Below are 15,378 nucleotides of genomic sequence, written 5' to 3'. Positions count from 1 at the left end.
GTTCAACGGGCGCGACTGGGACGGGCTGCGCGCGCTGCTGGCCGACGACGTGCGGCTGGTGCAGTCGACCTACCCGCAGCACAACGGCGCGGCGCAGGTCGGCTCCTTCTTCACCATCTATGCGAAGACCAAGGGCGTATGGCTCGTGCCGGCCTGGCTCGAAGGCCGCGAGGTGATCGCGGTGTTCGCCGACCGCGCGGATGCGAAGCCGGCCTATTTCATGTGGCTGGAGTGGCGCGGAGACCGCATCAGCTTCATCCGCGACTACCGCTACGTGCCCTACGTGTGCGCCGGCCTGGAACTGGTGCTGGCGCGGGCGGCCCCGGCACAGCCCCGCTGACGCATCACGCAGCAACGCGCATCAGCCGCCCGACTCTTCCACCCGGTCGTCGTTGGTGGTGCTGCGCGTGCCCTTCAGGTGCATCTCGACGTCGGTGGCGCGGTCGCCCACCTGCTTGACCGCGTCGCGCAGCTGCATCGCCGTCGCGTCCAGCTTCTTCGCCCACTGCGCGAGCACCTGCTCGTCGTTCACGTCGATGCGGTCCGGCTGCTCGCCGTCGTGTCCTGCCATGGTGGTGTCTCCTGTGTCTGGAAAGACATCACGCTAGCGCCGTTCGGCGGCGCGCGGTGTAGGCCGCCGCCATGCATTCCTCAGTCGAGCCTGGCGCCGGACTTGCGCACCGCGTCGGTCCAGCGCGGCAGCTCGGCGCGCAGGAAGCCCCCGAACCCGTCGGTGCCCAGGAACGCCGGGTCGGCGCCCTGCGCCACCACGCGGTTGCGCACCTCGGGCGTGGACAGCACCTGGCGGAAGGCGTCGCTCAGCTTGTGCGCCACGTCTTTCGGCAAGTTGGCGGGCGCGAGAAAGCCGTAGAAGCCCTTCACCTTGCCCTGCTTGTGGTACGCCGCGGCCTGCGGAACGACTCGGCCATGAACTGCACCTGACCGGCCCTGAGGTCGGTGAACGCGGGCGCGCTGCCGCGGTAGGGGATGTGCACCATGAACAGGCCAGTCGCGCCCTGAACATCTCGGGCACCAGGTGGCTGATGCCGCCGTTGCCAGCCGAGCCGTAGTTCACTTGGCCGGGACGCGCTTGGCATACGCGACGAAGCATCGTCGTGCGGGCGATCGGCGTGAAGTCGCGCAAGGTGTCGTACGGCAGCTTGCCGTATAGCGCAGGGTTGATGACCATCATGCCGGTGTTGGCCAGCAGCATTACACCGGCAGCTGCGCGCGCAGCTTGGCGGCGATGTATTCGCCGTGCGTGACGTGCAGCAGCTCCGCCACCTGGCTGATCACCGCGTTCTCCGCCGGGTCGAGGTGCAGGTCCGCATAGGCGGCCCGCCACATCGCTTCCACCAGGGCGATCTTCTGCGGCTGCGACAGCTGCTCGTTCAGCACGCTGGTGAACCGGAAATAGTCGTAGGCGACCTGGGTCTCGCGCTCGGCGCCATCCAGCAAGGGCGCGATCTCGGCCTCCTGGAACCCGAACTGCGTGCGCAAGTCGCGCGCAGCGGCGGCGCGCTCTTCCACCGAGACCGTGCTCTCGGCGCGCATGACCTCCATCAGCAGCACGGCCGCGGCCAGGTGAACGGAAGGAGCGGCTGGCGTTGATGGGCCGGCAAAGCGCGGCGCCATGCTGTCCATTAAATTTTTAAGGGCATCGAACATGCTGGATGGAGCCTGATACAGGCCCGAGGTTCCTTTGATGCTACTGGTCCGGCTCGACATGTCGGCCGAGCGCGAGTTCCGCCGACGCCGGTGCCCAGTCCTTCGGCACCGCCGCCCTGCCCGCGGCCTCCACCACCGCCTCCCGCGCCGCCGCGTCTTTCCGCACGCGAAGCACGCGCCCGGCCACCAGATGGTTGGCCGCCTGCAGGCGAGCTGCACCTGGTCGGCGGTGCCCAGCAGGATTACGTCGGACAGCGCGGCCTCCACCGCGTCGCGGATGCGGCGCCGCCGCTCTGAACCGGGCACTGACGCCAACCTGCCTGCGCCGCCAGGCTGCGCAGATGCGCGGGGTCGACGCTCAGGTCACCGGTGAACAAACCACCGAGCGTCTTGTACGCGGCGATCAAGGTGCGCAGCCGCTCGTTGATCTGCCGATTCGCGCCCTCGCGCCGGCGCTTCACGGTCTGCATCACCACCAGCCGGATTCCGACCATGATCAGCGTGACCACGGCCAAGCCAAGCAGCGTGGTCAGCAGCGACTGCCACGAGCTGAAGTCGAGTGCGCCGCGCATGCGCGGCGATCACCGATGCGTGCGCCTCTCAGTGCGGCGTGGTCTTCTTCTCGCCGTGCTTGTTCGGTCCGGTGGGAGAACTGGCCGAGCGGCCGCTGCCCGCCTTCTTGGCGGCCGCTTTGTCCGAGACCGCGCCGTCCGAATGCGTCGTCTTCTTGGCGTGGGACTTTCCGCCCTTGGCGTCCTTGGTCGATTGCGGCATATGCTTCCTTTCGGGTTGGGCACCGGGACAGTCCGGCGTTCAGCAAGAATCTAGGCATCCGGGCGACCAAGCCGTGTGGGCGGCCACGGCGGATGCCCGTAGGACCAGAATCCACACAGCGCATCCACTTCACTTTCGCCGCTCACCTTGGCCCACATCAGCATGCCCCCTTCGTCCTTGCACCAACTCGCCGTGGAGGCCATGCGCACGCGCGGCCTGCTCCCCGCCTTCAGCGCGCAGGCTCTGCAGGAAGCCGCCGGCAGCACGGCGCCGGCGCAGCGCGGCGACATCCGCGACCTGCGCCAGCGCACCTGGTTTTCCATCGACAACGACGACACGCGTGATCTGGACCAGCTGAGCGTGGCCGAGCTGCTGGCGGGCGGCGTGGTGCGGCTGCTGGTCGCGGTGGCGGACGTGGATGCGCTGGTGCGACCCGGCGGCGCGGTGGACGCGCACGCCCGCGCCAACACCACCTCGGTCTACACGGCGGCCGGCGTGTTCCCGATGCTGCCGGAAGTGCTGTCCACCGACCGCAGCTCGCTGCACGAAGGCCAGGAGCGGCTGGCGGTGGTGGTCGACATGCTGGTGCAGCCCGACGGCGACGTGCTGTCCGCAAAGCTGTACCGGGCCGTGGTGCTCAACCGCGCGAAGCTCACCTACGACCGCGTGTCGCGCTGGCTGGACGGCGACGCGGCGGCGCTGCCACAGCTGGCATCGGTGCCGGGGCTGGAGCAGCAGCTGCGCGTGCACGACGCGGTGGCCACGCAGCTGCGGCAATTGCGCCAGCGCAGCGGCGCGCTGAACGTGGCTACCGTCTCCGCGCGGCCCGTGTTCCAGGACGGCCGCCTGGTCGACATGCGTCCCGACGAGAAGAACCGCGCCAAGGACCTGATCGCCGACCTGATGATCGCGGCCAACACCGCCACCGCGCGCTTTCTCGCGGCGCAGGGACTGCCGTCGCTGCGCCGCTTCCTGCAGTCGCCGCGGCGCTGGGACCGCATCGAGGCGCTGGCGGCCGGCTTCGGCGTGACGCTGCCCGCCGACCCCGACCCGGTCGCGCTGGACCAGTTCCTGCGCGCGCAGCGGCAGGCCGACCCCGGCGGCTTTGCCGACCTGTCGCTGCGCATCGTGAAGATGCTCGGCTCCGGCTCCTATGTGGCGGCCGCGCCGGGCGCGACCAACCTCGGCCACTTCGGCCTGGCAGTCAGCGACTACGCGCATTCCACCGCGCCGAACCGGCGCTTTCCCGACCTGGTGACGCAGCGCCTGGTGAAGGCCGCGCTGGCCGGCGACACGCCGCCCTACGGCTTCGACGATCTCGTGGAGATCGCGCGCCACTGCACGTTGCAGGAGGACAACGCCAGCAAGGTCGAGCGGCAGGTGCTGAAGGCGGCCGCGGCCTGGCTGCTGCAGGAGCGCATCGGCGAGACGTTCGACGCCATCGTCACCGGCGCCTCGCCCAAGGGCACCTTCGTGCGCATCGCGCAACCGCTGGTGGAAGGCCGCCTGGTGCGCGGCCTCGAAGGCGCCGACGTGGGCGACGCGCTGCGGGTGCGGCTGGTGAGCGTGGACGCGGCGCAGGGATTCATCGACTTCGAGCGCGCGTGAGCGCCATGCAGCGGATCCGGCGCGGAGAGATTTACTGGGTGGCGCCCGACGGCACCGAAGGGTCCATCCCCGGACATCCGCATCCGCACGTCGTGGTGCAGGACGACGTATTCAATGACTCCAGGATCGACTCGGTGGTCGTCTGCGCCCTGAGCTCCAACCTCAAGCGCGTGGCCGAGCCCGGCAACGTGCTGCTCGATGCGGGCGAAGGCCGCCTGGAAAAGCAGAGCATCGTCATCGTGTCGCAGGTGTCTTCGATCCGGAAAGACCGGCTCGGCGACAGGATCGGCTGCCTCGCGCCCGAACGGGTGGAGCAGGTGATCGCGGGACTGCGGTTTTTGCAGGCCTCGTTTTTCCGGGGAAGGTAGCGGACGCGCCGCACCCCAAGAAAAAAGCCCCGTCCTTGCGAACGGGGCCGAGCGCGCCGATTGTTGTGGCGCTTATCTGGTCAGTTGGGGACGGAGCTGAAGATCTGTACCCAGGTCGTTATCTTTTCTGCAAGTACTTCCGTGCCGCGGCCATCTCGGCCACCGCCAGTGCCAGCTCCGACGTCGCGCGTGCGACGTCGATTTCGCTCTTGGCGTTCTTCAGCGCTTCTTCGGCGAGGCGCTTGGCTTCGTTGGCCTTCTCTTCGTCCAAATCCTTGCCGCGGATGGCGGTGTCGGACAGCACGGTGACGCCGCTGGGCTGCACTTCGAGGATGCCGCCGGCGACGAAGACGAATTCCTCGCTGCCGTCGGCCTTTTCGATGCGCACAGAGCCGGGCTTCACGCGCGTGATCAGCGGCGTGTGGCGCGGGTAGATGCCGAGCTCACCCGCTTCGCCGGGCAGCGCCACGAAGCGCGCTTCGCCCGAGAAGATGGACTCCTCGGCCGAAACCACGTCGACGTGGATGGTGTGCGTGGTGTCCACCATGCTCAGGCCGCCAGCTTCTTGGCCTTCTCGAAGGCTTCGTCGATGGTGCCGACCATGTAGAAGGCCTGCTCGGGCAGGTGGTCGCACTCGCCGGCCACGATCATCTTGAAGCCGCGGATGGTTTCGGACAACGGCACGTACTTGCCGGGCGTGCCGGTGAACACTTCGGCCACGTGGAACGGCTGCGACAGGAAGCGCTGGATCTTGCGGGCGCGCGACACGGCCTGCTTGTCTTCCGGCGACAGCTCGTCCATGCCCAGGATGGCGATGATGTCGCGCAGTTCCTTGTAGCGCTGCAGCGTGCCCTGCACCGCGCGGGTGGTGTTGTAGTGGTCTTCGCCGATCACGTTCGGGTCGACCTGGCGCGAGGTGGAGTCGAGCGGGTCGACCGCGGGGTAGATGCCCAGCGATGCGATTTCGCGCGACAGCGCCACGGTGGAGTCCAGGTGGGCGAAGGTGGTCGCCGGCGACGGGTCGGTGTAATCGTCCGCGGGCACGTACACGGCCTGGATCGAGGTGATCGAGCCCACCTTGGTGGAGGTGATGCGCTCCTGCAGGCGGCCCATTTCCTCGGCCAGCGTCGGCTGGTAGCCCACGGCGGACGGCATGCGGCCCAGCAGCGCGGACACTTCCGTGCCGGCTAGCGTGTAGCGGTAGATGTTGTCCACGAAAAACAGCACGTCACGGCCTTCGTCGCGGAACGATTCGGCGATGGTCAGGCCGGTCAGCGCCACGCGCAGGCGGTTGCCCGGGGGCTCGTTCATCTGGCCGTACACCATGGCCACTTTCGACTCGGACAGGTTCTCGCTGTTCACGACGCCCGACTCCATCATCTCGTGATAGAAGTCGTTGCCCTCGCGGGTGCGCTCGCCGACGCCGGCGAACACCGACAGGCCGGAGTGGGCCTTGGCGATGTTGTTGATCAGCTCCATCATGTTCACGGTCTTGCCCACGCCGGCGCCGCCGAACAGGCCGACCTTGCCGCCCTTGGCGAACGGGCAGATCAGGTCGATCACCTTGATGCCGGTTTCCAGCAGTTCCTGCGAGGGAGACAGCTCGTCGTACGCCGGCGCCTTGCGGTGGATCGACGCGGTCAGTTCCGCGTTGACGGGGCCGCGCTCGTCGATCGGGTTGCCCAGCACGTCCATGATGCGGCCCAGCGTGGCCTTGCCCACCGGCACGTTGATCGGGGCGCCGGTGTTGTACACCATGGTGCCGCGGCGCAGGCCGTCGGAGGAGCCCAGCGCGATGGTGCGCACGATGCCGTCGCCCAGCTGCTGCTGCACTTCCAGCGTCAGCGCCGAGCCTTCCATCTTGATCGCGTCGTACACACGCGGCATCTCGCTGCGGGAGAACTCAACGTCCACCACGGCGCCGATGCATTGAACGATTTTTCCTTGCGCTTGAGCCATTTGTCTGCTCCGATAGATTTCAATTAAACGGCTGCACGTGACCGTGAGGTCACACTGCTGCGGCCCCGGCGACGATCTCCGAGAGTTCCTTGGTGATCGCAGCCTGGCGCGTCTTGTTGTAGACCAGCTTCAGTTCGCCGATCAGGTTGCCTGCGTTGTCCGTGGCGGCCTTCATGGCCACCATGCGCGCCGACTGCTCCGACGCCATGTTCTCGGCCACCGCCTGGTACACCAGTGCCTCCACGTAGCGCACCAGCAGGTCGTCGATGACGGTCTTGGCGTCCGGCTCGTAGATGTAGTCCCAGCCGTGCGCGCCGCTGGCCTTGGTTTCGGCTTCCATCTTGGCGGCCGACAGAGGCAGCAGCGGCTCCACCACCGCTTCCTGCTTCATCGTGTTGATGAACCTGGTGTAGCAGAGGTAGACACCCGACAGCTTGCCTTCGGCGTACAGGTCCAGCAGCACCTTCACCGGGCCGATCAGGCGGTCCAGGTGGGGCGTGTCGCCCAGCTGCGTGGCGTGCGACACCACCGGCGCGCCGAGGCGGTTCAGGAAGTTCAGCCCCTTGTTGCCGATGGCCACCGTCTGCACCGAGGTGCCTGCCTCCTGCAGTTCGCGGATCTTGATGGTCACCGCGCGCAGCAGGTTGGTGTTGAGGCCGCCGCACAGGCCCTTGTCCGTGGTCACGACGATGAAGCCGGCCGCCTTGGCCTCGCTCACCTTCATGAACGCATGGGTGTACTCGGGGTTCGCCTTGCCCAGGTTGCTCGCGATGTTGCGGACCTTGTCGCTGTAAGGCCGGGCCGCACGCATGCGGTCCTGCGCCTTGCGCATCTTGGAGGCGGACACGAGCTCCATCGCCTTCGTGATCTTCTTCGTGTTCTCGAAGGATTTGATCTTGCCGCGAATCTCTTTACCTGCAGCCACTGCGATTCCTTAAGGAGGTTGCGATCAGGCGAAGGTCTTCTTGAACGCGGTGATGGCGGCGTTCAGCTGCGGCTCGGTGGTGTCGTCCAGCGCCTTGCCCTGCGCCAGCGTGTCCAGCAGCGGCGCGTACTTGTCGCGCAGGTACTGATGCATGCCGTGCTCGAAGGGGAGCACCTTCTTCACCTCGAGGTCGTCCAGGAAGCCCTTGTTCGCCGCGTAGATCGAGGCGGCCATCAGGCCGATGGGCAACGGGCTGTACTGCGGCTGCTTGAGCAGCTCCGTGACGCGCGCGCCGCGGTCCAGCTGCTTGCGCGTGGCCGGGTCCAGGTCGGAGGCGAACTGCGCGAAGGCTGCCAGCTCGCGGTACTGCGCCAGGTCGGTCCGGATGCCGCCCGACAGCTTCTGGATCAGCTTGGTCTGCGCCGCGCCGCCCACCCGCGACACCGAGATGCCCGCGTTGATGGCGGGACGGATGCCGGAGTTGAACAGGGACGTTTCCAGGAAGATCTGGCCGTCGGTGATCGAGATCACGTTGGTCGGGACGAACGCGGACACGTCGCCGGCCTGCGTTTCGATGATGGGCAGCGCGGTCAGCGAACCAGTCCTGCCCTTGACTTCGCCCTTGGTGAACTTCTCGACGTAGTCGGCGTTCACGCGCGCGGCGCGCTCCAGCAGGCGGCTGTGGAGATAGAACACGTCGCCGGGGTAGGCTTCGCGGCCCGGCGGGCGGCGCAGCAGCAGCGACACCTGGCGGTAGGCCACGGCCTGCTTGGACAGGTCGTCATAGATGATCAGCGCGTCTTGCCCGCGGTCGCGGAAGTACTCGCCCATGCTGCAGCCGGCGTAGGGCGCCACGAACTGCATGGCAGCCGACTCGGAGGCGGACGCGGCCACGACGATGGTGTACTCCATCGCGCCGTTGGCTTCGAGGGCGCGCACGAGGTTCTTGATCGTGGACGCCTTCTGGCCGATGGCGACATACACGCAGGTCATGTTCTGGCCGCGCTGGTTGATGATGGTGTCCACCGCGACGGCCGACTTGCCGGTCTGGCGGTCACCGATAATCAGCTCGCGCTGGCCACGGCCGACGGGCACCATGGAGTCGATGGCCTTCAGGCCGGTCTGCACCGGCTGGCTCACCGACTGGCGCGCGATCACGCCCGGGGCGACCTTCTCGATCACGTCGGTCAGCTTGGCGTTGATCGGGCCCTTGCCGTCGATCGGCTGGCCGAGCGCGTTCACCACGCGGCCGATCAGCTCGGGGCCGACCGGCACTTCCAGAATGCGGCCCGTGCACTTGACGGTATCGCCTTCGGAGATGTGCTCGTACTCGCCCAGGATCACCGAGCCCACGGAGTCGCGCTCCAGGTTCAGCGCCAGGCCGAACGTGGGCGTGCCGTCCGCGGTGGGCGGGAATTCCAGCATCTCGCCCTGCATCGCATCGGACAGGCCGTGCACGCGGACGATGCCGTCGGTCACCGAGATCACGGTGCCCTGGTTGCGGATGTCGACGCTGGCGGACAGGCCCTCGATGCGGCTCTTGATCAGTTCGGAGATTTCTGCGGGATTGAGTTGCATGACTCTTTCCTTTCCTTCGGTTGTTGCCGGCAGCGCTTACGCTGTCAGGGCGACTTTCATTTGTTCCAGGCGGGCCTTCACCGAGGTGTCCAGCACCTCGTCGCCGACCACCACGCGAATGCCGCCGATGAGCGACGGGTCTTCCTGCACTGTCAGGTTGAGCTTGCGGCCGAAGCGCTTCTCCAGGGTCTGCGCCACCGCGCCCAGCTGCAAGGCCGGGATCGGGAAGGCGCTGTAGACGACGGCGTCCGAGGAGCCGCCCTGCGCGTTCTTCATGGCGCGGAACTGGCCGGCGATCCCGGGCAGCGCGGCCAGGCGGCCGTTCTCGATCACGGCGCGCAGGAAGTTCCTGCCAGCCTCCGGCAGGTCCACCTTCGCCACGTCGGCCACCACGTCGTACACCTGCTGGTGACTGACCTTGGGGTTGTCGGCGAATTGCAGCAGCCGGGTGTTGCCTGCCACGGCGGCAAGCGCGTCCAGCCATTGGGCCGTGCCGTTCAGGTCGGCTTGCGACGACTTGAACAGGGCTTCGGCGTACGGGCGGGCGATGGTGGCGAGTTCGGCCATGTCGTGCTCTGTTTACAGCTCGGTCTGCAGGCGGTTCAGCAGCTCGGCGTGCACGCCGGCATTGACCTCGCGGCGCAGGATCTGCTCGGCGCCCTTGACGGCCAGCGCGGCGACCTGCTCGCGCAGTGCCTCGCGCGCCTTCACGGTCTGCTGCTCGGCCTCGGCGCGGGCGGCGGCAACGATCTTGTTGCCTTCTTCCGTGGCGCGGCCCTTGGCTTCCTCGACGATGCCCTGGGCGCGGCGCTCGGCGTCGGCCAGCAGCACCGCCGTCTGGTTACGCGACCTGGCCAGTTCCTCTTCCACGCGCTTTTCGGCGGCTGCCTGGTCGGCTTTGGCCTTGTCGGCCGCTGCCAGGCCGTCGGCGATCTTGCGCGCACGCTCGTCGAGCGCGATTGCGATCGGCGGCCACACGAACTTCATCGTGAACGCGACCAGCAGGGCGAACACGATCATCTGGACGATGAGGGTTGCGGTGATGCTCACTTTGTCATCCTTGCTCCTGGCCGCGTACGCGTTGCCAGGAATGAGTTGGGCGAAAGGGCGATGACTTACTTCGCCAGCTGGCCCAGGAACGGGTTGGCGGTGGCGAACCACAGCGCGATACCCGTGCCGATGATGAACGCGGCGTCGATCAGGCCGGCCAGCAGGAACATCTTGGTCTGCAGTTCGTTCATCAGCTCAGGTTGGCGAGCGGCGGATTCGAGGTACTTGCTGCCCATGATGCCGATGCCGATGCAGGCGCCGATGGCGCCCAGACCGATGATCAGGCCGGCGGCGAGCGCGACGAAGCTGATGACTTGTTCCATTTTTGAATTGCTCCTAAGGACTTGGTTGACGTGGAATGAAAGAGGGACGGGACTCAGTGCGCGTCGTGCGCCTGGCCCAGGTAGACGAGCGCCAGCATCATGAAGACGAAGGCCTGCAGCGTGATGATGATCAGGTGGAACGTGGCCCAGACGAAGCCCGCCACGATGTGGCCGATGGCCAGGCCGATGCCGGTGGCCGACAGCGACCAGGCGCCGCCCATCAGGGCGATCAGCAGGAAAATCAGTTCGCCGGCGTACATGTTGCCGAACAGTCGCATGCCGTGCGACACGGTCTTGGCGATGAATTCGATGATCTGCATGGCCAGGTTCAGCACGCCCATGATGACCGCCAGGACCGGGTTCTTGCTGGTGCCGAACGGCGCCGTGACCAGCTCGTGCGCCCAGCCGCCGATGCCCTTGATCTTGACGTTGTAGTACAGGCAGATCAGCAGCACCGACAGCGACAGGCCCATGGTGACCGAGAGGTCGGCGGTGGGAACCGAGCGCATGTAGGCATGGGAAGCGTCATGTCCGGCAGCGCCGTAGATGTGGCCCCAGATCCAGGGCAGCAGATCCACCGGCAGCAGGTCCATCGCGTTCAGCAGGAAGATCCAGATGAACACGGTGAGCGCCAGCGGCGAAACCAGCTTGCGGCTCTGGGCGTTGTGAATGATGCCCTTGGCCTGCGTGTCCACCATCTCCACCAGGATTTCAACCGCGGCCTGGAAGCGCCCGGGCACGCCCGAGGTGGCCTTGCGCGCAGCGGCCCACAGCGCCCAGCAGGCGAGCACGCCGATGAGGGTGGAGAAGATCAGGGAGTCATAGTTGAAAACGGAAAAGTCGACGACGTTGCCGGCCTTGTGGTTCTGCCAGAAAGTCAGGTGGTGGAGGATGTACTCACCCGCGGTCTGTCCGTGTTCTTCAGCAGCCATGTCTTGCTTCAGTTCTCAATCAAGTTTCGTCTTGGGACGCGGCTTGAATGCCAGCGCCAGCCAGTAAACCTTCATCGCGAGGACCATGCCGATCAGCAACGCCGGCCAGCTCAGTCCCGCCACCAGCCTCGGCGCCGCCACCAGCATGGCGAACGTCAAGGCGATCTTGACCATCTCCCACATCAGGAACCCGACGGCGGCACTGCCGGCATTCACGGAAGAAAAATGCCCGGTCAGGCCCCGCGCGAACACGGCCGCGGGAATCACCACGGCCAACGCGCCATACAAGGCAGACCATCCGACGTTTTGTCTCCCGCTCAGCGCCCATGCAGCCAGCGCCACCACGAGCCCCATCGCCGCCTGTCCCGCAACGACCCGCCAAGGGGAAACCGGCGGATTCTGTTCGCGCAACCGCCGCGCTTCTTCAGCGCTGAGCGATCTTGGGAGAGGCGCTTCCTCCATCTCTTCGGGAAGCGGGGCAATGTTGTTCTTCATGTTTTGAAGCCCCGCTTGGGCCCCGAAATTTCGCAAAGCCTCCCATTATAAGTAGAAACCCAGGCCGTTCCGACATGCTTCCGACTGCGGTGTAGGGACACGTCTTGCGGCAGGGCTTGCGCACGAGGCAGGACAATGCCGCTTCCACCAGAAAAAGAGGCTTCCATGCGCGACCTGCTGCTGTTCTTCCACCTCGCCGCCGCCATCGTGTGGATGGGCGGCATGGTGTTCATGGTGGCCGCGCTGCGCCCGCCGGCCACCGCCTTGCTGCAGCCGCCGCAGCGCCTGCCGCTGATGGCCGCGGTGCTCGCGCGCTTCCTGCTGCTGGCCGGCGTGAGCGTGGCGGTGCTGCTGGCCACCGGCCTCACCTTGCTGCTGTCCGGCGGCGCCGGCGCGCCGCCGGGCTGGAAGGCCATGGCCGGCATCGGCATCGTGATGATGCTGGTCTATGCCCACATCGTGGCCGCGCCGTTCCGCGGGCTCAAGCGCGCCGTCGCGGCGCAGGACTGGCCGGCGGGCGGCAAGCGCATGGCACAGATCACGCTGCTGGCCAAGATCAACCTGGCCCTGGGCTGGGTCGCCATCGCGGCGGTGGTGCTCTGGCGCTGAGCACGGCTGCCTCGAAACCCCGGACAATCCTGCCCATGATCGACGACACCATCCCCGCCCTTCCCTGCTATCTCAACGGCGAATTCAGCACCCTGCGCGACGCCAAGGTCAGCGTGCTCGACCGCGGATTCATCTTCGGCGATGGCGTGTACGAGGTCGTGCCGGCCTATGCCGGCCGCCCGTTCCGCTTCGCCGAGCACATGGCGCGGCTGGACCGCAGCCTGGACGAATTGCGCATCGCCAATCCGCACACGCACGAGGAATGGATGGCGCTGGTGATGCGCTTGATCGAGGCGTATGCGGCGACGGTGAGCAAGCCGGCGCAGGACACCGACCAGCTCGTCTACATCCAGATCAGCCGCGGCGTGGCAATGCGCGACCACGTGATGCCGCCCGGCTTGAAGCCTACCGTGTTCGCCACCAGCAACCGGCTCTACATCTATCCGCCCGAGCTGCGCGCCGCTGGTTTCAGCTGCGTGAGCGCCGACGACTTCCGCTGGCAGAAGGCCCACATCAAGAGCACCAGCCTGGCCGCCGCCGTGCTCTCGCGCCAGGCCAGCGCCGACGTGGGCGCCATCGAGACCGTGATGTTTCGCGACGGTTCCTTGAGCGAAGCCGCCGCATCCAACGTGTGGGTGGTGAAGGACGGCACGCTGCTGGGCGCGCCCAAGGACAACCTGGTGCTCGAAGGCATCCGCTACAGGCTGATCGAGCAGCTGTGCCGCGACGCCGGCATTCCGTTCGAGTTGCGCCGCGTCTCGCGCGAGGAGGTCCTGGCGGCAGACGAGCTGATCCTGTCGTCGGCCACCAAGGAGGTGCTGCCGGTGGTGCAGCTGGATGGCAAGCCGGTTGGAAACGGCAAGCCCGGCCCCATCTACGACAAGCTGTATGCCGGCTACCAGCGGGCCAAGCAGTCCACCGCACGATGACACTCGCCACACCACCGGCCGACTCCACCGATCCGCGCAAGGATTCGCTGATCGAATACCCCTCGCGCTTTCCCATCAAGGTAATGGGCACCAAGGGCGACGGCTTCGTCGCCGCGATCACGCACATCGCCAGGCAGTTCGACCCCGGCTTCGACGCGTCCACCGTGGAATTGCGCGACAGCAGCGCGGGCAAGTACCTGGGCATCACCATCACCATCACGGCCACCAGCCGCGAGCAGCTCGACGAGCTATACCGCACGCTGAGCTCGCACCCGATGGTGAAGGTCGTGCTGTAAGGCGCGCCGCATGCGCGTGCGCCGGCTGGGCCGCGTGGAGTACCTGCCGACCTACCAGGCGATGCAGGATTTCACCGCGCAGCGCACGCCCGACACGGAAGACGAACTCTGGCTGTGCGAGCACCCACCGGTCTTCACGCAGGGCCTCGCGGGCAAGCCGCAGCATCTGCTAGCGCCCGGCGCCATTGCGGTGGTGGCCACCAACCGCGGCGGACAGGTGACCTACCACGGGCCCGGCCAGGTGGTGGCCTATCCGCTGCTGGACTTGAAGCGCGCGGGTTACTTCGTCAAGGAATACGTCTATCGGCTGGAAGAAGCGACGATCCGCATGCTGTCGGAGCTCGGCGTGACGGGGCACCGCGTGGCCGGCGCGCCTGGGATTTATGTGCGCACCGACGATCCGTTCGGGCATGCACGCTTGCCCCCTCTCCCGCAAGCGGGAGAGGGCCGGGGTGAGGGTGACCCCTATCCTTTCGAAGGCCTCGCCAAGATCGCCGCCCTGGGCATCAAGATCAGCCGCCATTGCAGCTACCACGGCCTGTCGCTCAACGTGGCGATGGACCTGGAACCCTTCTCGCGGATCAACCCCTGCGGCTATGAAAGCCTGCGGACCACCGACCTTTCTACAATGGGCGTCTCCGTCCCCTTGGACGCAGCGGCCGAGGTGCTGAGCCACAAGCTCGCCGCCCTGCTGGCCCCTTGAAGGACCCTCCATGAGCTCGAACCCCGTCGTGCGCGAAGCGCAATCCACAGAGACCTACCAGGCCGGCGCCAAGCAGAAGGCCGCGGCCAAGCTGTCGCGCATTCCGGTGAAGGTAGAGCCCGGGGAAATCCTGCGCAAACCCGACTGGATCCGTGTGCGCGCCGGTTCGGCCAGCAGCCGCTTCTACGAGATCAAGCAGATCCTGCGCGAGCACAACCTGCACACGGTGTGCGAGGAAGCGTCCTGCCCCAACATCGGCGAGTGCTTCGGCAAGGGCACGGCCACCTTCATGATCATGGGCGACAAGTGCACGCGGCGCTGCCCGTTCTGCGACGTCGGCCACGGCCGCCCGGACCCGCTGGATGCGAGCGAGCCCGAGAACATGGCCAAGACCATCGCAGCGCTGAAACTCAAATACGTGGTGATCACCAGCGTGGACCGCGACGACCTGCGCGACGGCGGCGCCGGCCACTTCGTCGAATGCATCCGCAAGACGCGCGAGATGTCGCCCGGCACCACCATCGAGGTGCTGGTGCCCGACTTCCGTGGCCGCGACGACCGCGCGCTGGAGATCCTGAAGGCCGCCCCGCCCGACGTGATGAACCACAACCTGGAAACCATCCCGCGCCTGTACAAGCAGGCGCGCCCGGGATCGGACTACCAGTTCAGCCTGAACCTGCTGAAGAAGTTCAAGGCGCTGTTCCCGCACGTGCCGACCAAGAGCGGCCTGATGGTGGGCCTGGGCGAGACCGACGACGAGATTCTCGACGTCATGCGCGACATGCGCGCGCACGGCATCGAGATGCTGACCATCGGCCAGTACCTCGCGCCGTCCACCTCGCACCTGCCGGTGCGCCGCTACGTGCACCCCGACACCTTCAAGATGTTCGAGGCCAAAGCCTACGAGATGGGCTTCAGCCACGCCGCCGTCGGCGCAATGGTCCGCAGCTCGTACCACGCTGACGAGCAGGCGCACGCGGCCGGCGTCGCCTAAGGAGATTCTGAACAAGCGTCGATTGCAGATGCTTGTGCGGTTCGACGGCGAATCTAGGCCTGATGAGGTGCGTGCAGAGGCCCCCCGCAGGTGCTGGCGGCCTATGAGCGCCGCTGCGGGCGCACCTATGCCTTCAAAGCACCCCGAACCATGTACAGGTTGGCCAG

General features: G+C 66.8%; 19 protein-coding genes and 3 pseudogenes. 8 read left to right on the top strand and 14 right to left on the bottom strand.

Annotation, left to right across the window (positions count from 1 at the left end):
- Window positions 1–340, top strand: a pseudogene (locus tag H0U68_RS22425) (RNA polymerase sigma factor); the annotation flags it as partial.
- Window positions 341–361: 21 nt separating this feature from the next.
- On the opposite strand, the gene H0U68_RS22420 reads toward H0U68_RS22425, so the two are convergent.
- The 5 genes and pseudogenes from H0U68_RS22420 to H0U68_RS22400 form a co-directional block, all read right to left on the bottom strand.
- Window positions 362–571: a DUF3606 domain-containing protein gene (locus H0U68_RS22420; RefSeq protein WP_296359117.1), complete on the bottom strand. Its 210-nt coding sequence runs from the start codon at window positions 569–571 to the stop codon at window positions 362–364.
- A gap of 80 nt (window positions 572–651) precedes the next feature.
- Window positions 652–1,213 (bottom strand): annotated as a pseudogene (locus tag H0U68_RS22415) (tripartite tricarboxylate transporter substrate-binding protein); the annotation flags it as partial.
- The gene (locus H0U68_RS22410; RefSeq protein ID WP_296359116.1) at window positions 1,213–1,668 is read right to left on the bottom strand and encodes a TerB family tellurite resistance protein; all 456 of its coding nucleotides are present in this window, start codon (window positions 1,666–1,668) and stop codon (window positions 1,213–1,215) included. The pseudogene H0U68_RS22415 and the gene H0U68_RS22410, both read right to left, overlap by 1 nt.
- Window positions 1,644–2,240 (bottom strand): annotated as a pseudogene (locus H0U68_RS22405) (hypothetical protein). The gene H0U68_RS22410 and the pseudogene H0U68_RS22405 overlap by 25 nt, the downstream one beginning before the upstream one ends.
- 28 nt (window positions 2,241–2,268) lie before the next feature.
- Complete coding sequence (locus H0U68_RS22400) at window positions 2,269–2,442, bottom strand: hypothetical protein (RefSeq protein ID WP_296359115.1); 174 nt, start codon at window positions 2,440–2,442, stop codon at window positions 2,269–2,271.
- A gap of 162 nt (window positions 2,443–2,604) precedes the next feature.
- On the opposite strand from H0U68_RS22400, the gene H0U68_RS22395 reads away from it, so the two are divergent.
- Together H0U68_RS22395 and H0U68_RS22390 are read left to right on the top strand one after the other, a co-directional pair.
- A complete protein-coding gene (locus tag H0U68_RS22395; RefSeq protein WP_296359114.1) occupies window positions 2,605–4,050 on the top strand; it encodes an RNB domain-containing ribonuclease in 1,446 nt (481 codons plus the stop codon).
- 5 nt (window positions 4,051–4,055) lie between these two features.
- The gene (locus tag H0U68_RS22390; RefSeq protein ID WP_296359118.1) at window positions 4,056–4,418 is read left to right on the top strand and encodes a type II toxin-antitoxin system PemK/MazF family toxin; all 363 of its coding nucleotides are present in this window, start codon (window positions 4,056–4,058) and stop codon (window positions 4,416–4,418) included.
- A gap of 118 nt (window positions 4,419–4,536) precedes the next feature.
- Here H0U68_RS22390 and H0U68_RS22385 read toward each other — a convergent pair whose 3' ends face one another.
- From H0U68_RS22385 to H0U68_RS22345, 9 genes are all read right to left on the bottom strand, one after another.
- Window positions 4,537–4,965: a F0F1 ATP synthase subunit epsilon gene (locus tag H0U68_RS22385; RefSeq protein ID WP_296359113.1), complete on the bottom strand. Its 429-nt coding sequence runs from the start codon at window positions 4,963–4,965 to the stop codon at window positions 4,537–4,539.
- Between the two features lie 2 nt (window positions 4,966–4,967).
- Window positions 4,968–6,377: a F0F1 ATP synthase subunit beta gene (atpD, locus tag H0U68_RS22380; RefSeq protein WP_296359112.1), complete on the bottom strand. Its 1,410-nt coding sequence runs from the start codon at window positions 6,375–6,377 to the stop codon at window positions 4,968–4,970.
- Between the two features lie 49 nt (window positions 6,378–6,426).
- Window positions 6,427–7,302, bottom strand: coding sequence for a F0F1 ATP synthase subunit gamma (atpG, locus tag H0U68_RS22375; protein ID WP_296359111.1), 876 nt, complete (start codon window positions 7,300–7,302; stop codon window positions 6,427–6,429).
- Between the two features lie 24 nt (window positions 7,303–7,326).
- The gene (gene atpA, locus H0U68_RS22370; protein ID WP_296359110.1) at window positions 7,327–8,880 is read right to left on the bottom strand and encodes a F0F1 ATP synthase subunit alpha; all 1,554 of its coding nucleotides are present in this window, start codon (window positions 8,878–8,880) and stop codon (window positions 7,327–7,329) included.
- A gap of 36 nt (window positions 8,881–8,916) precedes the next feature.
- Window positions 8,917–9,447, bottom strand: coding sequence for a F0F1 ATP synthase subunit delta (locus tag H0U68_RS22365; RefSeq protein ID WP_296359109.1), 531 nt, complete (start codon window positions 9,445–9,447; stop codon window positions 8,917–8,919).
- Between the two features lie 12 nt (window positions 9,448–9,459).
- Window positions 9,460–9,930 carry a F0F1 ATP synthase subunit B gene (locus H0U68_RS22360; RefSeq protein WP_296359108.1) on the bottom strand — a complete coding sequence of 157 codons (471 nt, stop codon included), beginning with the start codon at window positions 9,928–9,930 and terminating at the stop codon, window positions 9,460–9,462.
- Window positions 9,931–9,995: 65 nt separating this feature from the next.
- Entirely contained in the window at window positions 9,996–10,253 is a 258-nt protein-coding gene (gene atpE / locus H0U68_RS22355; protein WP_296359107.1) for a F0F1 ATP synthase subunit C, read from the bottom strand.
- Window positions 10,254–10,306: 53 nt separating this feature from the next.
- Window positions 10,307–11,185 carry a F0F1 ATP synthase subunit A gene (atpB, locus tag H0U68_RS22350; protein ID WP_296359106.1) on the bottom strand — a complete coding sequence of 293 codons (879 nt, stop codon included), beginning with the start codon at window positions 11,183–11,185 and terminating at the stop codon, window positions 10,307–10,309.
- A gap of 15 nt (window positions 11,186–11,200) precedes the next feature.
- Window positions 11,201–11,680: an ATP synthase subunit I gene (locus H0U68_RS22345; protein ID WP_296359105.1), complete on the bottom strand. Its 480-nt coding sequence runs from the start codon at window positions 11,678–11,680 to the stop codon at window positions 11,201–11,203.
- Window positions 11,681–11,845: 165 nt separating this feature from the next.
- On the opposite strand from H0U68_RS22345, the gene H0U68_RS22340 reads away from it, so the two are divergent.
- The 5 genes from H0U68_RS22340 to lipA are packed head-to-tail and all read left to right on the top strand — an operon-like array spanning window position 11,846 to window position 15,211.
- Window positions 11,846–12,289 carry a hypothetical protein gene (locus H0U68_RS22340; protein ID WP_296359104.1) on the top strand — a complete coding sequence of 148 codons (444 nt, stop codon included), beginning with the start codon at window positions 11,846–11,848 and terminating at the stop codon, window positions 12,287–12,289.
- A gap of 35 nt (window positions 12,290–12,324) precedes the next feature.
- Complete coding sequence (locus H0U68_RS22335) at window positions 12,325–13,218, top strand: D-amino acid aminotransferase (RefSeq protein WP_296359103.1); 894 nt, start codon at window positions 12,325–12,327, stop codon at window positions 13,216–13,218.
- The gene (locus H0U68_RS22330) at window positions 13,215–13,514 is read left to right on the top strand and encodes a DUF493 family protein (RefSeq protein WP_296359102.1); all 300 of its coding nucleotides are present in this window, start codon (window positions 13,215–13,217) and stop codon (window positions 13,512–13,514) included. The genes H0U68_RS22335 and H0U68_RS22330 overlap by 4 nt, the downstream gene beginning before the upstream one ends.
- Before the next feature lie 10 nt (window positions 13,515–13,524).
- Window positions 13,525–14,217 carry a lipoyl(octanoyl) transferase LipB gene (gene lipB, locus H0U68_RS22325; RefSeq protein ID WP_296359101.1) on the top strand — a complete coding sequence of 231 codons (693 nt, stop codon included), beginning with the start codon at window positions 13,525–13,527 and terminating at the stop codon, window positions 14,215–14,217.
- A 10-nt stretch (window positions 14,218–14,227) separates the two neighbouring features.
- Window positions 14,228–15,211, top strand: a complete 984-nt coding sequence (gene lipA, locus H0U68_RS22320) for a lipoyl synthase (RefSeq protein ID WP_296359100.1) — start codon at window positions 14,228–14,230, stop codon at window positions 15,209–15,211.
- The last annotated feature ends 167 nt before the right edge of the window (window positions 15,212–15,378 follow it).

This window comes from Ramlibacter sp., assembly GCF_013697775.1.
In the GTDB taxonomy this organism is placed as follows: domain Bacteria; phylum Pseudomonadota; class Gammaproteobacteria; order Burkholderiales; family Burkholderiaceae_C; genus Ramlibacter.
This window is presented reverse-complemented; position numbering and strand designations above follow the sequence as displayed.

Bases quoted from the DNA above. Each gene is read 5' to 3' on its own strand.
- atpB (WP_296359106.1), bottom strand. From the start codon at position 11,185: ATGGCTGCTGAAGAACACGGACAGACCGCGGGTGAGTACATCCTCCAC.
- atpA (WP_296359110.1), bottom strand. From the start codon at position 8,880: ATGCAACTCAATCCCGCAGAAATCTCCGAACTGATCAAGAGCCGCATC.
- H0U68_RS22420 (WP_296359117.1), bottom strand. From the start codon at position 571: ATGGCAGGACACGACGGCGAGCAGCCGGACCGCATCGACGTGAACGAC.
- H0U68_RS22385 (WP_296359113.1), bottom strand. From the start codon at position 4,965: ATGGTGGACACCACGCACACCATCCACGTCGACGTGGTTTCGGCCGAG.
- H0U68_RS22365 (WP_296359109.1), bottom strand. From the start codon at position 9,447: ATGGCCGAACTCGCCACCATCGCCCGCCCGTACGCCGAAGCCCTGTTC.
- H0U68_RS22390 (WP_296359118.1), top strand. From the start codon at position 4,056: ATGCAGCGGATCCGGCGCGGAGAGATTTACTGGGTGGCGCCCGACGGC.
- H0U68_RS22330 (WP_296359102.1), top strand. From the start codon at position 13,215: ATGACACTCGCCACACCACCGGCCGACTCCACCGATCCGCGCAAGGAT.
- lipB (WP_296359101.1), top strand. From the start codon at position 13,525: ATGCGCGTGCGCCGGCTGGGCCGCGTGGAGTACCTGCCGACCTACCAG.
- H0U68_RS22410 (WP_296359116.1), bottom strand. From the start codon at position 1,668: ATGTTCGATGCCCTTAAAAATTTAATGGACAGCATGGCGCCGCGCTTT.
- H0U68_RS22400 (WP_296359115.1), bottom strand. From the start codon at position 2,442: ATGCCGCAATCGACCAAGGACGCCAAGGGCGGAAAGTCCCACGCCAAG.
- atpE (WP_296359107.1), bottom strand. From the start codon at position 10,253: ATGGAACAAGTCATCAGCTTCGTCGCGCTCGCCGCCGGCCTGATCATC.
- lipA (WP_296359100.1), top strand. From the start codon at position 14,228: ATGAGCTCGAACCCCGTCGTGCGCGAAGCGCAATCCACAGAGACCTAC.
- H0U68_RS22395 (WP_296359114.1), top strand. From the start codon at position 2,605: ATGCCCCCTTCGTCCTTGCACCAACTCGCCGTGGAGGCCATGCGCACG.
- H0U68_RS22340 (WP_296359104.1), top strand. From the start codon at position 11,846: ATGCGCGACCTGCTGCTGTTCTTCCACCTCGCCGCCGCCATCGTGTGG.
- H0U68_RS22335 (WP_296359103.1), top strand. From the start codon at position 12,325: ATGATCGACGACACCATCCCCGCCCTTCCCTGCTATCTCAACGGCGAA.
- H0U68_RS22345 (WP_296359105.1), bottom strand. From the start codon at position 11,680: ATGAAGAACAACATTGCCCCGCTTCCCGAAGAGATGGAGGAAGCGCCT.
- atpD (WP_296359112.1), bottom strand. From the start codon at position 6,377: ATGGCTCAAGCGCAAGGAAAAATCGTTCAATGCATCGGCGCCGTGGTG.